The organism is Phytopseudomonas argentinensis (assembly GCF_900113905.1).
Taxonomy (GTDB): Bacteria; Pseudomonadota; Gammaproteobacteria; order Pseudomonadales; family Pseudomonadaceae; genus Aquipseudomonas; species Aquipseudomonas argentinensis.
In genome coordinates this window covers 1-23,322 of the sequence record NZ_FORC01000009.1, presented here as the reverse complement: position 1 = coordinate 23,322, position 23,322 = coordinate 1, and the positions used below count along the sequence as shown (strand labels likewise).

The 23,322-nt window shown below is 64.6% G+C and carries 20 protein-coding genes and 1 pseudogene; 8 read left to right on the top strand and 13 right to left on the bottom strand.

The window, feature by feature from the left end:
- Positions 1–33 precede the first annotated feature (33 nt).
- Both BM154_RS23270 and guaD read left to right on the top strand, forming a co-directional pair.
- Positions 34–1,263, top strand: a complete 1,230-nt coding sequence (locus tag BM154_RS23270; RefSeq protein WP_074890210.1) for an MFS transporter — start codon at positions 34–36, stop codon at positions 1,261–1,263.
- 160 nt (positions 1,264–1,423) lie between these two features.
- On the top strand, positions 1,424–2,731 hold the full coding sequence (gene guaD / locus BM154_RS23265) for a guanine deaminase (protein ID WP_074890207.1): 1,308 nt from the start codon (positions 1,424–1,426) through the stop codon (positions 2,729–2,731).
- Positions 2,732–2,994: 263 nt separating this feature from the next.
- On the opposite strand, the gene BM154_RS23260 is transcribed toward guaD, so the two are convergent.
- From BM154_RS23260 to moaA, 5 genes are all read right to left on the bottom strand, one after another.
- Positions 2,995–3,777: an ABC transporter ATP-binding protein gene (locus BM154_RS23260; RefSeq protein ID WP_074890204.1), complete on the bottom strand. Its 783-nt coding sequence runs from the start codon at positions 3,775–3,777 to the stop codon at positions 2,995–2,997.
- Positions 3,774–4,856, bottom strand: a complete 1,083-nt coding sequence (locus BM154_RS23255) for a FecCD family ABC transporter permease (RefSeq protein WP_074890201.1) — start codon at positions 4,854–4,856, stop codon at positions 3,774–3,776. Before BM154_RS23255 ends, BM154_RS23260 begins: the two co-directional genes overlap by 4 nt.
- Positions 4,849–5,994 (bottom strand): ABC transporter substrate-binding protein, encoded by a 1,146-nt coding sequence (locus BM154_RS23250; protein ID WP_074890199.1) that lies wholly within the window; start codon positions 5,992–5,994, stop codon positions 4,849–4,851. Before BM154_RS23250 ends, BM154_RS23255 begins: the two co-directional genes overlap by 8 nt.
- A gap of 315 nt (positions 5,995–6,309) precedes the next feature.
- The gene (locus BM154_RS23245; protein ID WP_074890196.1) at positions 6,310–6,759 is read right to left on the bottom strand and encodes a PA2169 family four-helix-bundle protein; all 450 of its coding nucleotides are present in this window, start codon (positions 6,757–6,759) and stop codon (positions 6,310–6,312) included.
- Positions 6,760–7,085: 326 nt separating this feature from the next.
- Complete coding sequence (gene moaA, locus BM154_RS23240) at positions 7,086–8,081, bottom strand: GTP 3',8-cyclase MoaA (protein WP_074890192.1); 996 nt, start codon at positions 8,079–8,081, stop codon at positions 7,086–7,088.
- Between the two features lie 372 nt (positions 8,082–8,453).
- On the opposite strand from moaA, the gene BM154_RS23235 reads away from it, so the two are divergent.
- Positions 8,454–8,867 (top strand): CopD family protein, encoded by a 414-nt coding sequence (locus tag BM154_RS23235; RefSeq protein ID WP_074890190.1) that lies wholly within the window; start codon positions 8,454–8,456, stop codon positions 8,865–8,867.
- Between the two features lie 45 nt (positions 8,868–8,912).
- Here the strand turns inward: BM154_RS23235 and BM154_RS23230 are convergent, their stop codons facing one another.
- Positions 8,913–9,371, bottom strand: coding sequence for a DUF2231 domain-containing protein (locus tag BM154_RS23230; protein ID WP_074890187.1), 459 nt, complete (start codon positions 9,369–9,371; stop codon positions 8,913–8,915).
- A 132-nt stretch (positions 9,372–9,503) separates the two neighbouring features.
- Between BM154_RS23230 and coxB the strand changes: the two genes are divergently transcribed.
- From coxB to BM154_RS23210, 4 genes are all read left to right on the top strand, one after another.
- Positions 9,504–10,394 (top strand): cytochrome c oxidase subunit II, encoded by an 891-nt coding sequence (gene coxB, locus BM154_RS23225; RefSeq protein ID WP_074890254.1) that lies wholly within the window; start codon positions 9,504–9,506, stop codon positions 10,392–10,394.
- Entirely contained in the window at positions 10,391–12,925 is a 2,535-nt protein-coding gene (gene ctaD / locus BM154_RS23220; RefSeq protein ID WP_074890185.1) for a cytochrome c oxidase subunit I, read from the top strand. The genes coxB and ctaD overlap by 4 nt, the downstream gene beginning before the upstream one ends.
- Positions 12,925–13,278: a hypothetical protein gene (locus tag BM154_RS23215; RefSeq protein WP_074890182.1), complete on the top strand. Its 354-nt coding sequence runs from the start codon at positions 12,925–12,927 to the stop codon at positions 13,276–13,278. The genes ctaD and BM154_RS23215 overlap by 1 nt, the downstream gene beginning before the upstream one ends.
- Positions 13,279–13,373: 95 nt before the next feature.
- Positions 13,374–14,825 carry an SLC13 family permease gene (locus BM154_RS23210; RefSeq protein WP_074890180.1) on the top strand — a complete coding sequence of 484 codons (1,452 nt, stop codon included), beginning with the start codon at positions 13,374–13,376 and terminating at the stop codon, positions 14,823–14,825.
- Positions 14,826–14,900: 75 nt separating this feature from the next.
- Here BM154_RS23210 and argR read toward each other — a convergent pair whose 3' ends face one another.
- From argR to acs, 6 genes are all read right to left on the bottom strand, one after another.
- On the bottom strand, positions 14,901–15,881 hold the full coding sequence (argR, locus tag BM154_RS23205; protein ID WP_074890177.1) for a transcriptional regulator ArgR: 981 nt from the start codon (positions 15,879–15,881) through the stop codon (positions 14,901–14,903).
- Between the two features lie 53 nt (positions 15,882–15,934).
- A complete protein-coding gene (locus BM154_RS23200; RefSeq protein WP_074890175.1) occupies positions 15,935–16,699 on the bottom strand; it encodes an ABC transporter ATP-binding protein in 765 nt (254 codons plus the stop codon).
- A gap of 30 nt (positions 16,700–16,729) precedes the next feature.
- Positions 16,730–17,428, bottom strand: a complete 699-nt coding sequence (locus tag BM154_RS23195) for an ABC transporter permease (RefSeq protein WP_074890172.1) — start codon at positions 17,426–17,428, stop codon at positions 16,730–16,732.
- 10 nt (positions 17,429–17,438) lie between these two features.
- Entirely contained in the window at positions 17,439–18,128 is a 690-nt protein-coding gene (locus tag BM154_RS23190; RefSeq protein ID WP_074890170.1) for an ABC transporter permease, read from the bottom strand.
- Between the two features lie 216 nt (positions 18,129–18,344).
- On the bottom strand, positions 18,345–19,124 hold the full coding sequence (locus BM154_RS23185; RefSeq protein WP_074890167.1) for an ABC transporter substrate-binding protein: 780 nt from the start codon (positions 19,122–19,124) through the stop codon (positions 18,345–18,347).
- 325 nt (positions 19,125–19,449) lie between these two features.
- Positions 19,450–21,411 (bottom strand): acetate--CoA ligase, encoded by a 1,962-nt coding sequence (acs, locus tag BM154_RS23180; RefSeq protein WP_074890165.1) that lies wholly within the window; start codon positions 21,409–21,411, stop codon positions 19,450–19,452.
- Positions 21,412–21,637: 226 nt separating this feature from the next.
- Here acs and BM154_RS23175 point away from each other — a divergent pair, with 226 nt between their 5' ends.
- Positions 21,638–23,194, top strand: coding sequence for an EAL domain-containing protein (locus BM154_RS23175; RefSeq protein ID WP_074890163.1), 1,557 nt, complete (start codon positions 21,638–21,640; stop codon positions 23,192–23,194).
- Between the two features lie 38 nt (positions 23,195–23,232).
- Here the strand turns inward: BM154_RS23175 and BM154_RS24495 are convergent.
- Positions 23,233–23,322, bottom strand: a pseudogene (locus BM154_RS24495) (TRAP transporter large permease subunit); the annotation flags it as partial.

Below are 23,322 nucleotides of genomic sequence, written 5' to 3'. Positions count from 1 at the left end.
TCTGGCGCCGCATTTCCTTGCCCCGAGGTTCTCATGCAGACGTACGCATGCGCAGCGAAACTGGATCGTCTGAATTTCTTCCTGGCTGACGTCCGCGACGGGCTCGGGCCTTACCTGGCGATCTACCTGCTCTCGGTGCACAAATGGCAAGCGGGCGACATCGGCCTGGTCATGGCCCTCGGCGGGCTGGCCGGCCTGGCCGCGCAGATTCCGGCCGGCGCGCTGGTCGACTGGGTGCGCGACAAGCGCCTGCTGATCGTCATCGCCTCGGTACTGGTGACCCTCGCCTGCCTGGTCACCCTCTGGAATGCCCAGTTCGCCTGGGTGGCGGTAAGCCAGATCGCCGCCGGCATGGCCTCCTCGGTATTCGCCCCGGCGCTGGCGGGCATCACCCTGGGCATCGTCGGGCCGAAGGCGTTCACCCGGCGCATCGCCCGTAACGAATCCTTCAACCACGCCGGTAACGCCACCGCCGCGCTCCTCGCCGGCCTGTTCGCCTACCTGTGGGGGCCGGTCGCGGTGTTCTACCTGATGACCGCCATGGCCGTGCTCAGCCTGCTGTCGGCATTGAGCATTCCGGCGCGCGCCATCGACGCCGACCAGGCCCGGGGCCGGGAAGCCGGCGTGGCGCTGACGCCGCTGCGCCAGTTGCTCACCCAGCCGCCGCTGGTGCTACTGGCGCTGTGCTGCGCGCTGTTTCACCTGGCCAACGCCGCGATGTTGCCGCTGGTGGGGCAGAAACTTGCGCTGGCCAATCCGGAGCTGGCCACCACGCTGATCTCGGCCTGTATCGTCGCCGCCCAACTGGTGATGATTCCGGCGGCCATGCTGGTCGGTGCCCGGGCCGATCGCTGGGGGCGCAAGCCGCTGCTGCTGGCCGGCTTTCTGATCCTACCGATCCGCGGCGTGCTGTACACGCTGAGCGACGATCCGGTCTGGCTGGTATCGGTGCAATTGCTCGACGGCATCGGCGCCGGCCTGTTCGGCGCCTTGATCCCGCTGATGGTGCGTGACCTGACCCACGGCAGCGGCCATTTCAACGTCAGCCTGGCCAGCGTCAGCCTGGTGTTCGGTATCGGTGCAGCGCTGAGCAACGGCCTGGCCGGTTATGTCGCCGAGGCCAAGGGTTACGACAGTGCCTTTCTGGTACTGGCCGCCGTGGCCGGCTGCGCGGTGCTGCTGCTGTTGGGCATGCCGGAAACCCTGAAGGGCGACGCGGCGACGCCGCAAATCGACGACACAGCACCTCGCCCCACCACCTGACCATCAGGTCAACATTCGTCCCGGACATGGTTGTCGGCGCCCCGCTTGTCACGCAGAATCCCGGCTCACAGCCACGAGCGCCCTCTACCATGGCGCTCGCCCAGTGGGCATCGCCATCCGCGAAGCCCGCACCGCTCCATCGGATTTGAATCGAGGCCCCATGTCCAACGTCATCCACGCCTACCGCGGCGCTATCCTGCACAGCCTGGCCGACCCGGCCGAAGTCGGTATCGAGGCGTCGTACGCCTACTTCGAGGACGGCATTCTGCTGGTCGAAGACGGCAAGGTCCGCGAGGTCGGCGCGGCCGCAGACCTGCTGCCACGCCTGACCGGCGTTGCCGTGCACTACTATGAAAATGCGCTGATCACGCCCGGCTTTATCGATACCCATATTCACTATCCGCAAACCGGCATGATCGGCGCCTACGGCGAGCAATTGCTGGACTGGTTGAATACCTACACCTTCCCGACGGAAATGCGCTTCGCCGACAAGGCCCACGCCAGCGAAGTGGCCGATGTGTTCATCAAGGAAATGCTGCGCAACGGCACCACCACCGCACTGGTGTTCGGCAGTGTGCACAAGCAATCGGTAGACGCCTTGTTCGAAGCGGCCGACGCCCTGAACCTGCGCATGATCGCCGGCAAGGTGCTGATGGATCGCAACGCGCCCGAGGCGCTGACCGACACCGTCGAATCCGGCTATGCCGACAGCCGCGAGCTGATCGAGCGCTGGCACGGCAAGGGCCGCCTGCACTACGCGGTAACGCCGCGCTTCGCGCCGACCAGCACGCCAGAGCAACTGGCCATGGCGGGGCGCCTGCTGGGCGAGTATCCGGATCTGTACCTGCACACCCACCTCTCGGAAAACCGCCAGGAAATCGACTGGGTCAAGGCGCTGTTCCCGGAAAACAGCGGCTATCTGGATGTCTATGACCGGCACCAGCTGACCGGCCCGCGCTCGGTGTTTGCCCATGCGGTGCACTTGTGCGACGCCGAATGCGAGCGCCTGGCGGAAACCGGCTCGGCGGTGGCCTTCTGCCCGACCTCCAACCTGTTTCTCGGCAGCGGCCTGTTCGACCTCAAGCGTATGGAAGAGCACAAGGTGCGCGTCGGCCTGGGTACCGATATCGGTGCCGGCACCAGCTTCTCGCAGCTGCGCTCGCTCAGTGAGGCCTACAAGATCATGCAGCTGCAGGGGCAGAAGCTCGACCCGTTCAAGTCGCTGTACCTGGCCACCCTGGGCAGCGCACGGGCGCTGTATCTGGATGAACGCATCGGCAACTTCGCGACCGGCAAGGACGCCGACTTCGTGGTGCTCGACTACCAGGCCACGCCGCTGATCGACTACCGCCTCAAGCAGAGCAGCAGCCTGGCCGAGCGGCTGTTCGCGCTGATTACCCTGGGCGATGATCGAGTGATCAAGGAGACCTTTGCGGCTGGGCGGAGTGTGCATCGGCGGGATGCCTGAATCGCAGATTGCGATAACACATAATCCTCATATCTAGGGCTGCCTAAGGCTGGCTACATGGGATTTGAGGATGAGGGAAACACATTGTGTGAACGGGCCATGCCCGCGACAGCTTCGCGGGCATGGCCCGTTCACACAGGTGGCTACCTTCAACCATTCACCGCCGAGCTATTCCCTTGCTCGTATAACCACCCCGGGTATTGCTGCGCTCAACCTGGGTTACAGGCCCCTAGCCTGGTCGAACGCAGCGATACCCGGGTGTGCTACGCACCGATCACCGATACCGGGTAGATCGCGGTATAGGCACCATCGTCGACACTCAGGGTGCGGCAATCGACGCCGTACACCGCCGCCAGGTGCTCGGGGGTTAGCATCTGCGCGGTGCTGCCGCAGCCGTGCACACGGCCTTGAGTGATCATCAGCGCATCGTCGGCGTAGCGGCTGGCCAGGTTCATGTCGTGGAAGATCGCCAGGGTGACGATGTTCTCGCGCCGGGTGTAGGCGCTCACTGCCTCGAGCATGTGCAACTGGTTGGCCAGGTCCAGTGCCGAGGTCGGCTCGTCGAGCAACAGCAGCCGTGGGCTGCGCACCAGCGCCAGGGCGAGGGAAATCATCTGCCGTTCGCCGCCGGACAACTGCCCCGGCTGTTGCTCGGCGAATCGTTGCAGGCCAAGCAGGTCGAGCACTTCGCTGGCCCGTCGCTGGCTGTCGCGCTGGGTCGACCAGCCCCGCGCGCCACCGTGCTGCGCGAGCAAGAGCAGCTCATAGGTTGACAGGCCTACGTCGAGGTGGGCCATGTCCTGGGCCACATAGCCGATCAGCCCAGCGCGTAGCGCCGGCTCCAGGCCGAGCAACTGGGTGCCGTCGATGGTCGCCGAACCTTCGGCACGCAGCAGCCCGCACAGCCCCTTCATGAACGTCGACTTGCCCGCGCCATTGGCGCCGAGCAAAGCCAGGGTGCGGCCCGCTTCGGCACGCACGGCGAAGTCGCGGATGATCGGCCGGCCGCCGATGGACACGCGATAACCCTCGGTGACGAAACTCATCGGGACGTCAGCCTCCGGTCGCGCAGGATCAAGACGATGAAGAACGGCAGGCCGATCAGCGAGGTGACCATGCCGATGGGCAACACGGCGCCCGGCACGATCAGTTTGCTGGCCAGCGACGCCAGGGTGACGAAGATGATCCCGCAGGCCAGGGTCACGCCGATGGTGAAGCGCTGATCCTCGCCGACCAGCAGGCGCGCCACATGGGGCGCCACCAGGCCGACGAAACCGATGATACCAACCACTGCGGTCACCGCGCCGGCGAGCAGCGCGGCCAGCACCAGCATCAGGGTGCGCACGCGCTTGACGCGAACGCCGAACACCACCGCCTGCTCGCCGAAGCTGCGCAAAGCGGTCAGCGCCCAGGCCTGCATCAGCACCAGCGGCACCGCTACCAGCGCTATGGCGGCACACAGCGCGACCTTGCTCCAGGTCACGTGGAGCAGCGAACCCATCAGCCAGAACACGATGCTCTGCAGCTGATCGACGTTGGACAGGTACTGCACCAGGCCGAGCAGCGAGCTGAACACGAAGTGCACGGCGATACCCAGCAGGGTGATGGCCTGCAGGCCGATCTGCCCACGGGTCAGCAGGAGGATCACGCCGACGGTGAGCAGCGAGAACAGGAAGGCGTTGGCGGTGACCAGCATTTCCGCACCGAAGCCCGGCAGCCACTGCGCCAGGGACAGGTTGAAGGTCAGTGCCAGCGCTGCGCCAAAGCCCGCTGCCGAAGAAATGCCCAGGGTGAAGGGTTCAGCCAGCGGGTTGTCGAGCACCGTCTGCATGATCAGCCCGGCCAGCGCCAGGCAAGTGCCGGCCAGCACCGCCATCAGCGTCATCGGCATACGCAGCTCCCAGAGGATCACCCGCGTGGCGTCATCCACCTGGTCCGGGGTGAACAGCCCCTGCAGCGCATCGGCGAAACTCAGGGTCCCGGAGCCCACCACCAGGTCGGCGATGAACGCCATCAGTGCTACCAGCAGCAGCCCGACCAGCAGCAGGCTGCGCTGCCAGACCGCGCGCCCATAACGGTGCTGGTAACCGTCGGCCGTGGCTGCACCTAGCACGGACTCATTCACCGGCCGGCGCCTGGCCGAAGAGAATCGCCGGCACCTCGCCGAGACCGGTCATGCCCAGCAACGCGCGGGTGCTGGCGGCATGATCGAGGCCGCCGGCGGCTTGCGGGTAGAAAGCCTGGGCCAGGTACTCGACCGCCAGAATGTTCCAGGCGCTGGCATAGAACTGGTGATACACACCGTACACGCGGCGCTGCTGTACCGCCTGCAGCTGCGCCATACCGGGGCGCTGCAGCAGTTGCCGCATGGCCTTGTCGATTGCGCTCTGCTGCACCGTCGGGCCAAAACCGAAGGGCGGCGAAATCGAGGCACTGCCCGGGAACTGGGTGCCGCTCATCACATACACCTCGGGCTTCTTGCTGATCACCGTTTCCAGGGTCACGTCGCCCGTGGCACCTGGCAGCAACCGGCTGCCGAGGTTATCACCGCCGGCCGCCTGCACCAGCTTGCCCCAATACACATCGCCATGGGTGAAACAGCAACTGCTGGCACCGCCCTGCCCGGCCTTGGCCTCGACGAACACCAGCGGGCGTTTGCCCTGCTCGGCGACCAGTTTGTCGACCTGCGCCAGGCGCGTCTTGTAGAAATCCAGATACGCCTTGGCGCGCGCCTCGCGGTTGAGCACCTTGCCGAGCAATGCCACGCTCTGCTGGCCGTTGGGCACCGGGTCCAGGTCGCTGTCGACGTAGATCGCCGGAATCTTCAGCGCTGCCAGCTTGCGCTCGACGCCTGCGCCTTCCAGGGATTTGCGCGCACGCAACTGGAACACCAGGAGATCCGGCTTGCCGGCGACCACGGCCTCGAGGTTCATGTCGCCCTCGTCGCCAAATTGCATGTCGACGGCCTGCCCGGAACTCTCTGGCCAGCGTTTCTGGAAGACCTGCCAGGTGTTGGGGTCGGAGCGCTTGATGATGTTGTTCCACACCATTATGCGCGCGAACGGATCTTCGCGATCGAGCAGCGCCAGGGCGAACAGATCACGCCCGTCCTGCAGCACGATGCGCTTGGGCTCGTGCTCGATGGTCACCCGGAGACCGGCCAGGTCGGTGATGGTAAGTGGGTAGTCGCTGGCATGAGCGCCAAGGCTGGCAAGCAGACACAGGGCGGCCGTGAGGCGAACGAAGAGCGAGGGGATAGTCATCGAGGAAAAACCTTTTACTGCGCGGCATAACAGGCGCGAGCCAGCCGTTTGAGGAAACATAGGGTAACAAAGACGCCGCATAACGTCAGTAAGAACTATTCTCGATGAATATGGCGACCCTTCCTTGCGCTGCCAGCTGGCTGTCGCCACGCCCAACGATCAGGAGGGCCTGGATTACGCCAGCCGATCCAGACTCGAGACGGCCGCTATTCGCGGCGCAAGGTGTGCACCGCTGAGCCGCCGTCCTGCGCGCGAGCAATCCCCAGGCATAAAAAAAGGATGCCCTGGGGCATCCCTTTTTTCACGCGGTGCTGATCAGTTGGCGCGTGCGGTATCACGCAGCGACTTGACCTGATCATGGTTGCGCTGCACGCCCTGCATCTGCTTTTCGAGCACGACGCGTACGTTGCTCGGCAAATCTTTCTGCAGGGCATCGCGATAAGCCTTCAGGGCGACGTCTTCGCCACGCTCGCACTCGTTGAGGATGGCCTCTTCGCTCTTGCCGGTCAGCAGCGACTTGAGGTCGACCCAACCGCGGTGCAGGGCACCGGATACGCTGGAGCTGGTTTCAGGGTCGCCGCCCAGGCCACGTACCAGCTGTTGCAGTTCGGCTGCGGCGCTGGCGCAGTCCTGCGAACGCTGCACGAAGAAGCTCTTGAGACGCGGCTCTTTCACGTCTTCGGCACACTCGCTGAAGCCTTTCTCGCCGTCTTTGCTGGTTTCGATCAGGTCGTTCAGTACCGAAATAACGTCTTTGTTATCCACTTTGGATCTCCTCGTCGCTTCAGAAAAATAGCCCTTTCAGGCCGCTCCCTTAAGTGGAGTGAGCGTCCGTTGCGGAGGTTCAGGGCAAATTCCGAAGAGCCAGCCAAACGGCGATTAGCCACCTATGGGCAAAGGCCCGCACTGCCTGGGCGCGAACCGCTCGTCTGGATGGCGAAAAGGGCCAACGTCTTGCGGGCAGAAGAACGGCGCGGCGAAGCAAGCGAGACCCGGTCGCAATCGCGCACGGCTTTAGGGGGTAACCAATGCGCAGGCCGGGCTGCGCTCAACGCAGCAAAGCGAAGGCCCCGCGGCCATCGCGAGGACCATTAGCCGCCGGTCATGCTCATGAAACGTATGACCTGCACCTGCTCATCGGTCTCGAAGTGATGGCGCTCGGGCTTGAGTTGCAGCGCACCGACCAAGGCCTCGCGCAGGCGCCCGCTGTCGCCCGGGTGGGCACGCATCAGGCTGCGCAGATCCAGCGCATTGTCGTGCCCCAGGCACAGCACCAGCTTGCCTTCGGCGGTGACGCGCACCCGGTTGCAGTCGCCGCAGAAATTGTTGCTGTGCGGTGAGATGAAACCCACGCGGGTGTCGCTGCCGCTGACCTGCCAATAGCGTGATGGCCCGCCGGTAACATGGCTGCTACGCACCAGCGCATGACGCTGCTCGATGCGCTGGCGCACCACGTCGCTGGAGCAGAAGGTCTGCTCGCGCTGGTGACTGACCACGCTGCCCAGCGGCATCTCTTCGATGAAACTGATGTCCAGGCCGCGGGCCATGGCGTACTCGACCAGCCCCAGCACTTCGTCGTCGTTGCGACCGGTCTGCACCACGCTGTTGAGCTTGATGCGCCGGAACCCCGCCGCAGCTGCTGCGTCGATACCGGCGAGCACCTGGTCGAGCATGTCGCGTCGGGTGAACGCGGCGAAGCGCTCGCGCTGCAAGGAGTCGAGGCTGACGTTCAGGCGGGTGACGCCGGCGGCGCGCAGGTCGTTCGCCATATGCGCTAGCTGCGAGCCATTGGTGGTGATCGACAGGTCTTCGAGTTCACTGCGTTCGCCCAGGCGACGCAGCAGGCTGAGCAGGTTCTTGCGTACCAGCGGTTCGCCGCCGGTGATGCGAATGCGTTTGACGCCCAACCCGATAAACGCATCGGCGACGTTGTACAGCTCTTCCAGGCTGAGGATCTGCGAACGCGGCGCGAAGACCATGTCCTCGCTCATGCAGTACGTGCAGCGGAAGTCACAGCGATCCGTCACTGACAGTCGCAGGTAGGTGATGCGCCGGCCGAAGGGATCGACCAACTGCGTCGTGTGCATCTATCCGATCTCCCGGCCTCACGGCCAGCTGGAAGTGGCTGCCGCCGTAGCGACAGTGGGCAGCCATGAGCTGCGAAGTGACGCCAAGTTTACCACGCCTGCCCCGCCGGCGTGCCGATCATGGCGTCACACCCGGTCGGTTCGGGCAGCGCTACCCACACATTCAGTGACACAACCGCCCTTACCTACATACCGAACAAAACGGTTAACGGCATCCGACGCAGCTGCGCGAACCCAGGCGCGACGCGGCCTGCGTCGATTCGAGCGGTGGCTCCCTGAGCCTCCCGGCCAAGCGGGCAAAAGGTCGAACCGGTTTTCTCGGCCCAGGGTCACATGGGCAGACCTCAGGACGACTGGCAATGGAGGGCACCGATGCCACTGCTGAAACTGCTGCACTTCACCGCACTGATCGCCTGGTGCGGCACGCTGCTCTATTTGCCTGCATTGATTGCCGCCAGCTGCCGGTCCCCGTTACGCGCGGAGCGTCCGGGGCATCCGCAGCTCAACCGCACGATCTTCAATCTGATTGCCACGCCAGCCGCCCTCGTCGCCATCGGCAGTGGTACCGCACTGTTCCTGCGCGACGGCACCTTCGGGATCTGGCTGGTGGCCAAGCTCACGGCCGTGGCGGTGATGGTCATCTGCCATGCGCTGTGCGGCCTGCTGATCCTGCAGTGCGAACGCCAGCCCCGCCCAGCGCTGACCATCGTCTGCGCTGCACTGGGCGGCACCACCCTGGGCATGATTGCCGCCACCCTATGGCTGGTGCTCGCCAAACCTTACTGAACCAGGAGCTTTCCACCCATGAATGCAGGCGGGCCAAAGCCGAACTCAATCGACGTCTACACCCACGGCATGCTCATAGACCAGACGCCCGCCCAGGTAAGCGGCGATGGCGATCAGCCCGGCGGTAAACAGCGACAGATAGAACGCCCACATCTCGAAGCCCTCCTCGCCATGGCGGTAGCGCAGCATCCAGTTCAGCGACGCCAGGGAGAGCATCATCACGGCGATAATGGCGTGGCACCAGGCGCTGATCTTCTGGCGAATGCGCTGCACGGTCAGCAGGTCGATCAGCCCGGCGATGCTGGCGATCCAGCCGCCGACCGCGCCCACACCCGCCAGCCACAGACTGGCCCGCGCCCAGAACGGGTCGGTGGTCCAGAAGTAGGCGAAATCGGTGGCCACCAGGCCCAGCAGCGCGGCGACCGGAAAGTGGATCATCATCGGGTGCAGCGGGTGCCCGGCAATGGCCGCGCGACTGATGATGGACTCTTGTTGCTCAGCCATGGCGGCCTCCCTGTCGATTCGAGAAAGGGCCGTACGTGCGCGACCCTACTCAAGTTGACCGCAGTCGCCGCAGCAGTTCCGATTATCTCCGCCTGCAGTGGTGACCAATCAATTCTGGCCCCGGCCGGCCCGGTGGCACGCGACATCGCCCTGTTGTGGTGGGCCATGTGCGGCTTCTTCAGCCTGGTGCTGGTGGTGGTCAGCGCGCTTTGGATCTACGCCCTGTGGCGCAAACCACGCGAGTATTCGCTCGAGGACGCCCGGCGCATCCAGCGGCGCTGGCTGATCGGCGGCGGTATCGTGCTGCCCTCGGTCACCATCGTGCTGCTGCTTGCGTTCGGCATTCCGGTGGGCCAGCGCATGATGCAGCTGCCGATTCTCGGCGAGCGGCCCTTGCAGATCCATATCATCGGCCACCAGTGGTGGTGGGAGGTGCGCTACCCGGACAGCGGTGTAGTGACCGCCAACCAGTTGCACCTACCCGCCGGCAGGCCGGTGGACATAACGGTCAGCAGCGCCGACGTGATCCACTCCTTCTGGGTACCGCGCCTGGGCGGCAAGATCGACATGATCCCCGGCCGCGAGAACCGCATCCGCCTGCAGGCCGACAAGCCCGGCACCTTTCGCGGCCAATGCACCGAGTTCTGCGGCACCCAGCACAGCCACATGATTCTCGATGTGCAGGCGCATAGCGAGGAAGACTTCGCCGCCTGGATCGACGCCCGGCGCGAGCCACGGGTCGAGGCATTGCAAGGTCCGGCCGCCGACACCTTCCTGGCCCACTGCGGGATATGCCACCGGGTGGCCGGCGTCAGTGCCGGCAATCGCGCCCCGGACCTTACCGACCTGGCCAGCCGACGCCATCTCGGCGGGGGCCTGCTGACCAATGAGCCCGGCGCCACGCTGACCTGGATACGCGAGCACGGCCGCCTGAAACCGGGCACCGGCATGCCGCTCACCGACGATCTCGATGCCGAGCACCTGCAGGCCATCGCCACCTGGCTGGAGGGCCTCGAACCATGACCGACAGCCGCGAAACGCAGTGCCGTGAAACCGCTGACGCCGATGCCCTGCACGACCAGTTCAACGATGTATGGGGTAATCCTCGTGGCTGGCGGGCGCTGACCATCGTCAATCACACCACCCTGGGCCTGCGCTTCATGGTCACCGGGCTGGGCTTCTTCCTGTTCGGCATCCTGCTGGCGATGCTGATCCGTACCCAGCTGGCGCTGCCGGGCAACGCCTTCATGGGCCCGGAGGTGTTCAACCAAGTGTTCACCATGCACGGCACGGTGATGATGTTCCTGTTCGCCGTGCCGATGATGGAAGGCCTTGCGGTGTACCTGATCCCCAAGATGCTCGGTGCCCGCGACCTGGTATTCCCGCGCCTTTCGGCCCTCGGCTACTGGTGCTACCTGTTCGGCGGGCTGATCATCTGCTCCAGCCTGCTGTTCGGGGTGGCGCCCAATGCCGGCTGGTTCATGTACACGCCGCTGTCCAGCGCCGCACATTCGCCGGGCATCAACGCCGACTTCTGGCTGCTGGGTATCACCTTCGTGGAAATCTCAGCGGTGTCGGCCGGGGTCGAGCTGGTGGTATCGATCCTGCGCACCCGCGCCGAGGGCATGGCGCTGAACCGGATGCCGATCTACGCCTGGTACATCCTGACCATGGCGATGATGATCGTCATCGGCTTTCCGCCACTGATCCTTGGCAGCATCCTGCTGGAATTGGAGCGCGCGGCCGGCCTGCCGTTCTTCGAGGTGACGCGCGGCGGCGATCCGTTGCTCTGGCAACACCTGTTCTGGCTGTTCGGCCACCCCGAGGTGTACATCATCTTCCTGCCGGCGGCCGGTATCGTCTCCACCCTGCTGCCGGTGTTCTGCGGCCGCCCGCTGGTGGGCTACCGCGCCGTGGTGCTGGGCGTGCTGAGCACCGGTTTCATCAGCTTTGGCCTGTGGGTGCACCACATGTTCACGGTGGGCATCCCGCAGCTGGCCCAGGCGTTCTTTTCCGCGGCGAGCATGCTGGTGGCGATTCCCACGGCGATCCAGGTGTTCTCCTGGATCGCCACGCTGTGGCTCGGCAAACCGCGCTACAACGTACCGATGCTGTGGCTGGTAGGTTTTCTGATCATCTTCGTGTGCGGCGGTCTGACCGGGGTGATGCTGGCCCTGGTACCGTTCGACTGGCAGGTGCACGACACCCAGTTCGTGGTCGCCCATTTCCATTATGTGCTGATCGGCGGCATGCTGTTTCCGCTGATCGCCGGGCTGTATTACTGGCTGCCGCACTTCTCCGGGCGCATGGCCTCCGAACGCCTCGGCAAGTGGGGGTTCTGGCTGGTGTTCATCGGCTTCAACATGACCTTCCTGATCATGCACTGGACCGGGCTGCTGGGCATGCCGCGGCGCGTCTACACCTACGACAGCGGCCTGGGCTGGGACATGCCCAACCTGATCTCGTCGATCGGCAGCTTCATCATGGTGATCGGTATTGCCACCCTGCTGCTGGATCTCATCCTGCACTACCGCTACGGCAAACCTGCCGGCAACAACCCCTGGCAGGCCGACACACTGGAGTGGGCCACCAGCCTGCCGCCCAACCCGTACAACTTCGTCAGCCTGGCCAAGATCACCGACCGCCACCCGCTGTGGCGCGACCCGGAGCTGGGCGAGAGCATGGCCCGCGGCGAGCACGCCCTTACGGTGATCGACCATGGCCGCCGCGAGACCTGGGGCGTCGATCCGCTGACCGGCGAGGTGCGCGAGATCATTCACCTGCCGGGCAATAGCTGGCTGCCTTTCATCGCCGCCTGTTTCATCGCCGTGTTGTGCCTCAGCCTGCTGGCCAAGAGCTACCTGCTGGCGCTGTTCGCCTGCGGTGCCTCGATCGTGGTGCTGCTGCGCTGGAGCTGGGAGAACGGCGCCCATCCCAAGGCCGCGCCGGACGCCCGCACCCAGCCCCATGAGCCGCCGCTGCATTCGCGTACCTGCGATGGCCCGGGGCTGTGGGGCATGGGCGTGACCCTGCTGTCCAACGGCGCGCTGTACCTGTCGCTGCTGTTCGGCTGGTTCTACCTGTGGACGGTGGCGCCCAACTGGCAGGTGCCGGATGCCCCGGTGTTCAACCACTGGCTGCTGTTTGCCAGTGCCCTGCTGCTGTCGCTGGCCATTCCCTGGCAACGACGGGTCAACGGCAGGTTGCGCCAAGGCAACGCCCAGGGGCTGCTCGCCTGTCAGGTGAGCCTGGCGTTGATCGGCCTGGTGCAGGCGGCGTTACTGCTCTGGGCGCTGCGCAGCGAGGCCCTGGAACCCACCGTGCGTGCCCATGATGCAGTGATTTTCGTAATGCTCGCCTACAGCTTCGGCCACGCCCTGCTCGCCGGCACCCTGAGCGCACTGCAGGCGCTGCGCGTGCGCATCGGCTACGTGGGTGCCGAGGCGCCTTACGAGCCGCTGGTGGTGGCGCAATTCTGGTACTACAGCCTTGGCGTGCTGTGGGTCAGCTACTTCGCCATCGCCTTGTTCCCACCCGCTTTCGGAGGTGCGTGATGCAAAGCCTCGGCAACGTCTACAACCCGACTCACATAGTCACCGGCCTGAGCATCTGGAGCCTTTGGTTCATCGCCCTGTATGGCGGTCAGGGCGTCGGCTGCTCGGTGGCGCCACCGCCGCTGAGAGACGGCCCCTGGACCTGGCTCAACCTGGCACTGGGCCTGCTGTCGCTGCTGACCGCCGGCCTGTTGCTGGGCCTGGCACGGCTGTTCCAGCAGGCCGCCAGGCGCCCGCACTGCAGTGAACGCGAGCGCTTCGTGGCCAGTGTTTCGGCAGCCGGACACCTGATCGGCGCGATCGCCGTGGTGTTCATCGCCCTGCCGATCATGGCCCTGCCGCCCTGTGCCTGAGCAGGCGAGGGAAACCTGCTGAAACAGCTGGGAAGCCCCATATAGAGCATCAGACGGCATAGTTCTCGGCTAAAAGAAACAACGAGAACAAGACAATGAGCAAACCAGAACAATCCAATGGCGCACTGTTGGCCGCCCGTATCGGCCTGTTTCTCGGGCCTTTGTTACTCCTTGCCTGCATCGCCAGCGAGCCACCGACCGGCCTCAGCCAGGAAGCCTGGCTGACCGCCGGCCTTATCGGCCTGATGGCCACCTGGTGGGCCACCGAGGCGATCCCCATTCCAGCCACTGCCCTGCTGCCAATCCCGTTGATTCCGCTGCTGGGTATTGGCACATCGCAAGCGGCCACCGGCCCTTACGCCAACCCGGTGATCTTCCTGTTCCTGGGTGGTTTCCTGCTCGGCCTGTGCATGCAGCGCTGGGAGCTGCACCGACGTATCGCGCTGAATACCCTGATTGCGGTGGGCAACCAGCCGGCCCGGCAGATTGGCGGCTTCATGCTCGCCACCGCATTGATCGGCATGGGCGTGAGCAACACCGCGACGGCGATCATGATGCTGCCCATCGGCCTGTCGGTGATCACCATGCTCACCCAGAAAGGCGATGCCGCCGAACACCAGCGCTTCGCCACCGCCCTGCTCTTGGGCATCGCCTACGCCGCCAGCATCGGCGGAATTTCCACGCTGATCGGCACGCCGCCGAACGCGCTGCTGGCCGCCTACCTGCGTGAACACCACGACGTGCACGTCGGCTTCGGCCAGTGGATGATGGTCGGCGTGCCGGTGGCTACGTGCATGCTGCTGTTCGTCTGGTGGTGGCTGACCCGCGGCGGCTTCAGGCTCGAAGGCGACAGCCAGCCGATGCTCAGGGACGAACTGGCCAAGCTCGGCGCCTGGTCGACCGGCGAGAAGCGCATCGCCCTGGTGTTCGGCCTTGCCGCCCTGGCCTGGGTCACCCAGCCGCTGATCGCCAAGGTGGTCAGCACGGTGGACGACACCCTGATCGCCATGGTCGCGGCCCTCAGCCTGTTCCTGATTCCCGGCAAACGTGATGGCGACAAGCGCGTGTTCCTGATGGACTGGGACACTGCCAACAAGGTGCCCTGGGGCATTCTGATCCTGTTCGGCGGCGGCCTGTCGCTGGCTGGCGCGATCACCTCCACGGGCCTGGCCACCTGGATCGGCGAGGGCCTGCAGGGGGTCGGCACGCTTCACCTGTTGCTGATCATCGGCGCAGTGACCCTGACCATCAACGTGCTCACCGAGGTCACCTCGAATACCGCCACCGCGGCGGCGTTTATTCCCCTGGTCGGCGCGCTGGCGGTGTCCCAGGGAATTCCGGTGGAGCTGCTGACCATCCCGGCCACCATCGCCGCCAGTTGCGCCTTCATGATGCCGGTAGCAACGCCGCCCAATGCCCTGGTGTTCGGCACCGGGCTGATGCGCATCCAGTCGATGATCAAGGCAGGCTTCGTGATCAACGTCTACAGCGTGATCCTGGTGACCACCCTGTGCTACCTGCTGATCGGCATGATCTGGAGCCACTGATCGGTGCAAGCAGTGGCAGCCGGCGGGGACGCCCAGGCCATGCCCTCGGGATGAGGCAACGAGCGAGACAGCCGCCTAGCCGCGCTCGGCAGGCGCCGAAGTCAGTTCGAAGGGGCTGTTGCTGCGGCGCTGGTTGCGGTCTTCACGCGGCGTGGCGCCGAAGAAGTTGCGGTAGGCGCTGGAGAAATGCGGGCCCGAGGAGAAGCCGCAGGACAGGCCGATCTGGATGATCGACTTGCTGGTCTGCATCAGCAGCTGGCGCGCCTTGTTCAGGCGCAGTTCCAGGTAATACTGGCTGGGTACACGATTGAGGTACTGCTTGAAGATGCGCTCCAACTGGCGCCGCGAGACGCATACGTGCTGGGCGATCTCGTCGGTGGTCAGCGGTTCTTCGATATTGGCCTCCATCAGCAACACCGCCTGGGTCAGCTTGGGGTGGCTGGAGCCCAGGCGATTCTGCAGCGGAATACGCTGGCGTTCGCCACCTTCGCGAATGCGCTCGACCACCAGCTCCTCGGATACCGCCCCGGCCAGCTCGGCTCCATGGTCACGGGCCAACAGGGCCAGCAGCATGTCCATCACCGCCATGCCGCCACAGGCGGTGAGGCGGTCACGGTCCCAGTCGAACAGGTGGCTGGTGGCGATCACCTTGGGAAAGCGCTCGGCGAAATCGTCCTGCCAGCGCCAGTGCACCGACGCCCGGTAGCCGTCGAGCAAGCCCAGCTGCGCCAGGGGGTAGACCCCCGCCGCCACCGCGCCGAGGCAGCAACCGTTGCGCGACACCTGCTTGAGTGCGGTGGCCAGCGCCGGCGCTACGCTGGCCGGCGGCTCATCGGCAAGCAGGAACAGCTTGCGATAGCCTTCCAGGCCGGCCGTCCAGGAACTGCCCGGCAGGCGCCATGCGCCCTGCGCCGGCTCTTCGGCCTGCAGGAACGCCACCTCGTAGACCACCTCCGGATGGACGCGCTGGGCGACGCTCAGGGCCTCCTCCGCCAGCGCCAGGGTCAGGGGCTTGGTAGAGGGCCAAAGCAGGAAGCCGATTCGGGGGGCAGTCATGATGGGCAGGTTGGGCTCTGAAGGCAGTGATAGGTCGGGGATGATAACGCCAACTACTTGAGGCTGCCGCTGAGGAACTGTTGCAGCCGTTGAGACTGCGGGTTAGCCAGCACCTCACGGGGGTCGCCGCGTTCCTCCACCAGACCCTGATGCAGGAACAGCAAGCCGTTGGACACCTCGCGGGCAAAGCCCATCTCGTGGGTGACCACCACCATGGTACGCCCTTCATCGGCCAGGTCGCGCATGACCTTCAACACATCGCCGACCAGTTCCGGGTCAAGGGCCGAGGTCGGCTCGTCGAACAGCATTACCTCCGGCTCCATGGCCAGGGCCCGGGCGATGGCCACACGCTGCTGCTCGCCACCACTCATATGGGCGGGATAGGCGCTCTTGCGGTGGGCAACGCCGACCTTCTGCAGGTAGTGCTCGGCCTTGTCGCGAGCCTCGGCCTTGCCCATGCCCAGCACGTGCACCGGCGCCTCCATGACGTTTTCCAGCACGCTCATGTGCGCCCACAGGTTGAAGTGCTGAAACACCATGGACAGCCGCGAGCGCAGGCGCTGCAGTTGCTTGTCATCGGCGGCGCGCAGGGCGCCGTCCTTGCCGGGCACCAGCTTGAGCGCCTCGCCGTTGAGCTGGATCTGCCCGGCGTGGGGCTGCTCGAGCAGGTTGATGCAACGCAGGAAGGTGCTCTTGCCGGAACCACTGGAGCCGATGATGCTGATCACGTCACCGGCCTTGGCGGCCAGCGAAACGCCCTTGAGCACCTCGTGGCTGCCGTAGCGCTTGTGCAGGTCCGTCACTTCGAGCTTGTACATGCTTTTCACTCTTTACAGAAGTCCGAGGGCTCAGGAACGCCGCGGCGCCAGGTAGGCCAGCCAGCGACGCTCGGCCAGTTTGAACAGGCGCACCAGGATAAAGGTCAGGCACAGGTAGAACAGGCCGGCGGTGATGAACGCCTCGAACGGCAGGTAGTACTGGGAGCTGACGGTGCGCGCCGCGCCAGTGATGTCGATCAGGGTGACGATCGAGGCCAGGCTGGTGGTGTGCAGCATCATGATCACTTCGTTGCTGTACTGCGGCAACGCGCGGCGCAGCGCCGACGGCAGGAGAATGCGGCGATACAACTTGGCCCGCGACATGCCCATGGCCTTGGCCGCCTCGATCTCGCCATGGGGCGTGGCTTTCAGGCTGCCGGCAAGAATCTCGGCGCTGTAGGCGCTGGTATTGATGGCGAACGCCACGCAGGCGCAGAAGGTGGCGTTGGACAGGTACGGCCACAGCAGGCTCTCGCGCACCGCCTCGAACTGGGCCAGGCCGTAATAGACCAGAAACAACTGCACCAGCATCGGCGTGCCACGAATCACGTAGGTATACAACCAGGCCGGCCCGTTGACCCACGGCGAGCGCGAGGTGCGCATCAGCGCCAGGGGAATGGCCAGCAGCAGGCCAAAGAACAGCGCGATGGCCAGCAGCTTGAGGGTCACCAGCACGCCGCCGAAATACAGCGGCAGGCTGTCCCAGATGACGGTGTAATCGAAAATCATCGTTGGGCCCTCACAGCTCGGCAGCCTTGGTGCCGACCGAGTAGCGTTTTTCCAGGAAACGCAGGGCCAGCAGCGAGACGCTGGTGATCAGCAGGTACAGGCCGGCCACCGCCAGGTAGAAGGTGAAGGGCTCGCGGGTGGCGTCGGCGGCGCTCTTGGCCTTGAACATCATGTCCTGCAGACCGACCACCGAAATCAGCGCGGTAGCCTTGGTGAGCACCAGCCAGTTATTGGTGAAGCCAGGGATGGCGAAGCGGATCATTTGCGGCACCAGGATGCGCAGGAACACCTGCAGGCCGCTCATGCCATAGGCCGCGCCCGCCTCGGCCTGGCCCTTGGGAATGGCCATGAAGGCGCCACGGAAGGTCTCCGACAGATAGGCGCCGAAGATAAAGCCCATGGTAAACACGCCGGCGATGAAGGGGTTGATGTCGATGTAGTCGTCGTAGCCGAGCATCGGCGCGACGCGGTTCACCATGTCCTGGCCGCCGTAGAAGATCAGCAGGATCAGCACCAGGTCGGGAATGCCACGGATCACCGTCGAATAGGTTTCCCCCAGCACCGCCAGCCAGCGCACCGGCGACAGCCGAAACGCGGCGCCGATCAGGCCGAGCACTATCGCCACCGCCATCGAGGTCAGGGCCAGAATCAGGGTGAGCCAGGCGCCCTCGATAATGGACGAGCCGTAGCCGTTGAGCATCCGCTTACCTCATGCGTGCGCCCTGGGGCGCCGGAAATGCAATGCAAAAGTGGCACACGCCGAGCGTCAGCGTGTGCCACCTCCAACAAGAAATCACCCTATGCGAGCTAGAGCCATGCCAGGCAAAAGTCAGACGAGGACGCGGAGTGTACTTTCGTACGCAAGCGTCCAAGCTAATTTTAAAGCCACAGGGCTGCCGCGCAGCAGATCGTGGGCTTACTTGCCGTAGACGTCGAAGCTGAAGTACTTGTCCTGAATGGCCTTGTACTTGCCGTTCTCGCGGATCGCCAGGATTGCCGCGCTGATCTTCTCGGCCAGCGCCTTGTCACCCTTGCGCACGGCGATGCCCTGGCCTTCGCCGAAGTATTTTTCTTCGGTGAAATCCGGGCCCACGAAGGCGAAGCCTTTGCCGGCGTCGGTTTTCAGGAAGCCGTCCTCGATGTTCACCGAGTCGGCGATGGTGCCATCCAGGCGGCCAGCGCTCAGATCTAGGAACACTTCGTTCTGCGAGCTGTAGCGCACGATCTCGGCACCGGCCGGGGCAAAGACATCGGTGGCGTAACGGTCATACACGGAGGAACGCTGCACGCCGATCTTCTTGCCCTTGAGGTCGGTGGCCACGTCGTTCATCACCGCACCGCTCTTCATCGCCAGCTTGGCAGGCGTGGCGTAGTACTTGCCGGTGAAGTCCACGGCGCGCTTGCGCTCTTCGGTGATCGACATCGACGACAGCACGGCGTCGAACTTGCGAACTTTCAGCGCCGGGATCAGGCCGTCGAATTCCTGCTCGATCCACTTGCACTCGACCTTCATTTCTTCACACAGGGCCACGCCGATGTCGTAGTCGAAGCCGGTGATGTTGCCGTCGGGAGTCTTGTAGGCGAACGGCGGGTAGGCCGCTTCGATACCGATACGCAGCGCCTTGGCCTCCTGGGCCATGGTCAGCGGCGACAGCAGGGATAGTGCCAGCGCGCCGAGCAGTGCGATCTTCTTCATGGGGAAACTCCTGACAGGGATGGGGTTTCACTGGCCTGAAGGCGGGTAAGCCGGGCCATGCAGAGGTGACGTCGCCAGCGTAGCGCAGGGCTGCGGGCGGCGCACGGAAGTGCGGCATTCTAGCGATAGCGCGGCGAGCGATATTTCCCAGATGCGACAACTAATTACAGAACCCACCGGGACGCCATGAAAGGATCTTGACAGAACAAAATTCAGCCAATCCTGACTCATCAGTTCAGCCCTAGGGTGTCACGCGAAGAGTAGAAACGCAGACGCCCCACGCGGACGAGCCGGCGTGGGGCGCTGCAGTGAGGCGCATCTCAGATCAGGCGCAGGCGCTCTGCATCGACTTGTGGGTGTCGATCAGGTGCTGCACCACGCCCGGGTCGGCCAGGGTGGAGATGTCGCCGAGGCTGTCGTACTCGGCCGTAGCGATCTTGCGCAGGATACGGCGCATGATCTTGCCCGAACGGGTCTTCGGCAGCCCCGGCGCCCACTGGATCACGTCCGGTGTGGCGATCGGGCCGATTTCCTTGCGCACCCAGGCCTTGAGTTCCTGGCGCAGTTGCTCGGAAGGTTCCTGGCCCTGGTTGAGGGTCACGTAGACATAGATGCCCTGTCCCTTGATGTCGTGGGGCACGCCGACCACCGCGGCTTCGGCGACCTTGGGATGGGCGACCATGGCGCTTTCCACCTCGGCGGTGCCCATACGGTGGCCGGAGACATTGAGCACGTCGTCGACGCGACCGGTGATCCACCAGTAGCCGTCCTCGTCACGGCGTGCGCCGTCACCGGTGAAGTACATGCCCTTGAAGGTCTTGAAGTAGGTGTCGACGAAACGGTCATGGTCGCCGTACAGGCTGCGCGACTGGCCTGGCCAGGAATCGAGGATCACCAGGTTGCCCTCGGCGGCACCCTCGATGATGTTGCCCAGGTTGTCGACCAGCGCCGGCACCACGCCAAAGAACGGCCGGGTCGCCGAACCCGGCTTGAGGGCGGTGGCGCCGGGCAGCGGGCTGATCAGGATGCCGCCGGTTTCGGTCTGCCACCAGGTGTCGACGATCGGGCAGCGCTCTTTGCCGACGTTGCGGTAGTACCAGTCCCAGGCCTCCGGGTTGATCGGCTCGCCCACCGAACCGAGCAGACGCAGGCTGGAACCATCGGCGCCGGCCACGGCGGCTTCGCCCTGGGCCATCATGGCGCGGATCGCGGTCGGCGCGGTGTAGAGGATGTTGACCTTGTGCTTGTCGATGACCTTCGACACGCGGGTCACGTCCGGGTAATTGGGGATGCCTTCGAACAGCAGGGTGGTGGCGCCGTTGGCCAGCGGCCCGTAGACGATATAGCTGTGGCCAGTGACCCAGCCCACGTCGGCAGTGCACCAGTAGACATCACCCGGTTTGTAGTCGAACACCCGCTCGTGGGTTAGCGCGGCGTACAGCAGGTAGCCGCCGGTGGTGTGCAACACGCCCTTGGGCTTGCCGGTGGAGCCGGAGGTGTAGAGGATGAATAGCGCTTCTTCGGCGCCCATTTCCTTTGGCGCACAGACGCTGCCGGCAACCTTCATCAGATCCTCGAACCAGATGTCGCGGTGCTGGTTCCACTTGATCTCGGAGCCGGTGCGCTGCACCACGATGACCTTCTGGATGCTACGGGTCTCGGGGTTGGTCAGGGCATCGTCGACGTTGGCCTTGAGCGGGATCTTCTTGCCGCCACGCAGGCCTTCGTCCGCGGTGATCACCACCTTGGACTGGCAATCGATGATGCGCCCGGCCAGCGCCTCCGGCGAGAAGCCACCGAACACCACGGAGTGGATGGCGCCAATGCGCGCGCAGGCCAGCATGGCCACCACGGCTTCCGGGATCATCGGCATGTAGATGGTCACTACGTCGCCACGGTGCACGTCCTGGCCGCGCAGGGCGTTGGCGAACTTGCACACCTGCTCATGCAGCTGGCGGTAGGTGATTTCCTTGTGCTCGGACGGGTCGTCGCCTTCCCAGATGATCGCGACCTGATCGCCGCGCTCTGCCAGGTGGCGATCCAGGCAGTTGTAGGAAACGTTGAGGGTGCCGTCGGCGAACCACTTGATGTCGACGTGGTGATCGTCGAAGGAAGTCTGCTTGACCTTGGTGAACGGCTTGATCCAGTCGAGGCGCTGCGCCTGCTCACGCCAGAAGCCATCCGGGTTGACCACCGACTGCTGGTACATGGCTTTGTAAGTGGCTTCGTCGGTCAACGAATTGGCCGCCGCCTCAGGGCTCACCGGATACAGGGACGCAGCGCTCATTGAATCACCTCGGTTATTGATGTTGTTCTTCTATATCTGCATTTGTAACCAGCCCCCCTGCATACAACCATTCGACCATGGTCTTACCGATGCAGGACCTGATCGCAGCCGTCACCGGATTGACGCCAGATCGGCCGACCCGGCGAGCATTTCGCGACACAGCGGACATTTTTGTCGTGCAGCTTTCGCTAAGCTAGACACAGCCCCCGGATCAAGTGACCCCCTCATGCCCTTTTCCACCCTTAGCTCCCGCGGACGCGCGTGGCGCCTGAGCTCCTCGTTGGGGGTGGCGCTATTGCCGCTGCTGTTGGGGCTGCCGCTGATGTACTGGCAGGCCGCGACCTTGCTGCAGGGCCGCGCGGAAAAAAGCGCCACGGACGCTCGGCAGCAGCTCGATGCCATGCTCGATGACGCCGCGCGCTCCGCGAGGGAGGTGATCGGGCTATCTGGCCAGCCTTGCGAGGACGTGGAGCAGACGCTGCGCAGCCAGGTGGCCATCAGCCCCTTTTCGCGCTCGGCCAATCTGGTACACGACGGAGTCATCTACTGCACGTCGCTGATAGGCGCCTACGATAACGAGGAAGACGCCGACACCTATGTCCAGGGAACGCTGCGACTGATGGCCGGCAACAGCGTGACACCGGATCGCGCGGTCCTCGTCTATCGCCAGGCAACGGCTGGCCATGGCGTATTGATCGGCATCGACGGTCAGCACCTGATCAACCTGCTCAGGCTCAATGGCCAGGAGGTTGCCCTGCAGATCGCGGTGGGCGAGAACTGGATCACCGCCAGCGGCGCCGTGACCTCGGCGAACAACGGCGCGATCACCGAGTACGCCTTCGAAACCGCCTCCTCCGGCTATCCCTTCCAGGTGCTCGCCAGTTATCCGCAAGGCGCCACGCTGCAGTACATGCAGGCGCACTATCAGCCACAGTGGCTGTTGTTCGTGATACTCGGCGCCCTGGCTGGCGCCGGTACCTACCGCCTCAGCCTACGCTCCGCGTCGCCGGGCACGGAACTCAAGCGCGCGCTGGAGGCAGGTGAATTCGTGCCCTATTACCAGCCGGTGGTCGATGCGCAGCACGGTTGCTGGCATGGCGTGGAAACGCTGATGCGCTGGCAACACCCCACCGAGGGCCTGGTATCGCCGGATCAGTTCATCCCGCTGGCCGAGCGCTTCGACCTGATCGTGCCGATGACCCGGCAACTGATGCGCCGGGTTCGCGAGGATTTTGCCGGCCGCCTCGAGCAGCTACCGGCAGGCTTTCATCTGAGCATCAATGTCACCGCGGCCCATTGCCAGGATCTTCACCTGGTTGACGAGTGCCGCGAGTTCCTCGAGGCATTCCCGGTCGGCCATATCGTCCTGGTCCTCGAGCTGACCGAGCGGCAGATGATCACCTCCACAGCAGTGACGGATCAGCTGTTTGCCAAGCTGCGCGACCTGGGCGTGCGCATCGCCATCGACGATTTCGGCACCGGCCATTCGAGCCTCGCCTACCTGCGCGAATTCCGTGTGGATTTCCTGAAGATCGATCGCAGTTTCATCTCCATGATCGACTCCCATGCCCTCTCCCGGCACCTGCTCGACAACATTCTCGATCTTGCCATGCGCCTGCAATTGGCCCTGGTCGCCGAGGGCGTGGAAAGCCTCGAGCAGCGTCGCTACCTCAGCCAACGTGGCGTGCGCTACCTGCAGGGCTACCTGTTCGCCCTGCCGATGCCGGCCGAGGCGCTATTCACCGCGCTGCAGGTGGCGCCCGACCACGAACCGCGCGCATAAAAAACCCGGCCGAGGCCGGGTCGAGAAAGCACGGCCGCTTACATACCCAGCCAGTTCGGCAGCCCCAGGGAAATGAACGGCACGTAGGTCACCAGGATCAGGAACGCCAGCATCACCAAGAGCCACGG

Excerpts from the sequence above, each read along its gene's own strand:
- BM154_RS23210 (WP_074890180.1), top strand. The coding sequence starts at position 13,374 with ATGAGCAAACCAGAACAATCCAATGGCGCACTGTTGGCCGCCCGTATC.
- BM154_RS23195 (WP_074890172.1), bottom strand. The coding sequence starts at position 17,428 with ATGATTTTCGATTACACCGTCATCTGGGACAGCCTGCCGCTGTATTTC.
- acs (WP_074890165.1), bottom strand. The coding sequence starts at position 21,411 with ATGAGCGCTGCGTCCCTGTATCCGGTGAGCCCTGAGGCGGCGGCCAAT.
- argR (WP_074890177.1), bottom strand. The coding sequence starts at position 15,881 with ATGACTGCCCCCCGAATCGGCTTCCTGCTTTGGCCCTCTACCAAGCCC.
- BM154_RS23235 (WP_074890190.1), top strand. The coding sequence starts at position 8,454 with ATGCCACTGCTGAAACTGCTGCACTTCACCGCACTGATCGCCTGGTGC.
- moaA (WP_074890192.1), bottom strand. The coding sequence starts at position 8,081 with ATGCACACGACGCAGTTGGTCGATCCCTTCGGCCGGCGCATCACCTAC.
- BM154_RS23175 (WP_074890163.1), top strand. The coding sequence starts at position 21,638 with ATGCCCTTTTCCACCCTTAGCTCCCGCGGACGCGCGTGGCGCCTGAGC.
- BM154_RS23215 (WP_074890182.1), top strand. The coding sequence starts at position 12,925 with ATGCAAAGCCTCGGCAACGTCTACAACCCGACTCACATAGTCACCGGC.
- BM154_RS23190 (WP_074890170.1), bottom strand. The coding sequence starts at position 18,128 with ATGCTCAACGGCTACGGCTCGTCCATTATCGAGGGCGCCTGGCTCACC.
- BM154_RS23260 (WP_074890204.1), bottom strand. The coding sequence starts at position 3,777 with ATGAGTTTCGTCACCGAGGGTTATCGCGTGTCCATCGGCGGCCGGCCG.
- BM154_RS23200 (WP_074890175.1), bottom strand. The coding sequence starts at position 16,699 with ATGTACAAGCTCGAAGTGACGGACCTGCACAAGCGCTACGGCAGCCAC.
- BM154_RS23185 (WP_074890167.1), bottom strand. The coding sequence starts at position 19,124 with ATGAAGAAGATCGCACTGCTCGGCGCGCTGGCACTATCCCTGCTGTCG.
- BM154_RS23230 (WP_074890187.1), bottom strand. The coding sequence starts at position 9,371 with ATGGCTGAGCAACAAGAGTCCATCATCAGTCGCGCGGCCATTGCCGGG.
- ctaD (WP_074890185.1), top strand. The coding sequence starts at position 10,391 with ATGACCGACAGCCGCGAAACGCAGTGCCGTGAAACCGCTGACGCCGAT.
- BM154_RS23270 (WP_074890210.1), top strand. The coding sequence starts at position 34 with ATGCAGACGTACGCATGCGCAGCGAAACTGGATCGTCTGAATTTCTTC.
- BM154_RS23250 (WP_074890199.1), bottom strand. The coding sequence starts at position 5,994 with ATGACTATCCCCTCGCTCTTCGTTCGCCTCACGGCCGCCCTGTGTCTG.
- guaD (WP_074890207.1), top strand. The coding sequence starts at position 1,424 with ATGTCCAACGTCATCCACGCCTACCGCGGCGCTATCCTGCACAGCCTG.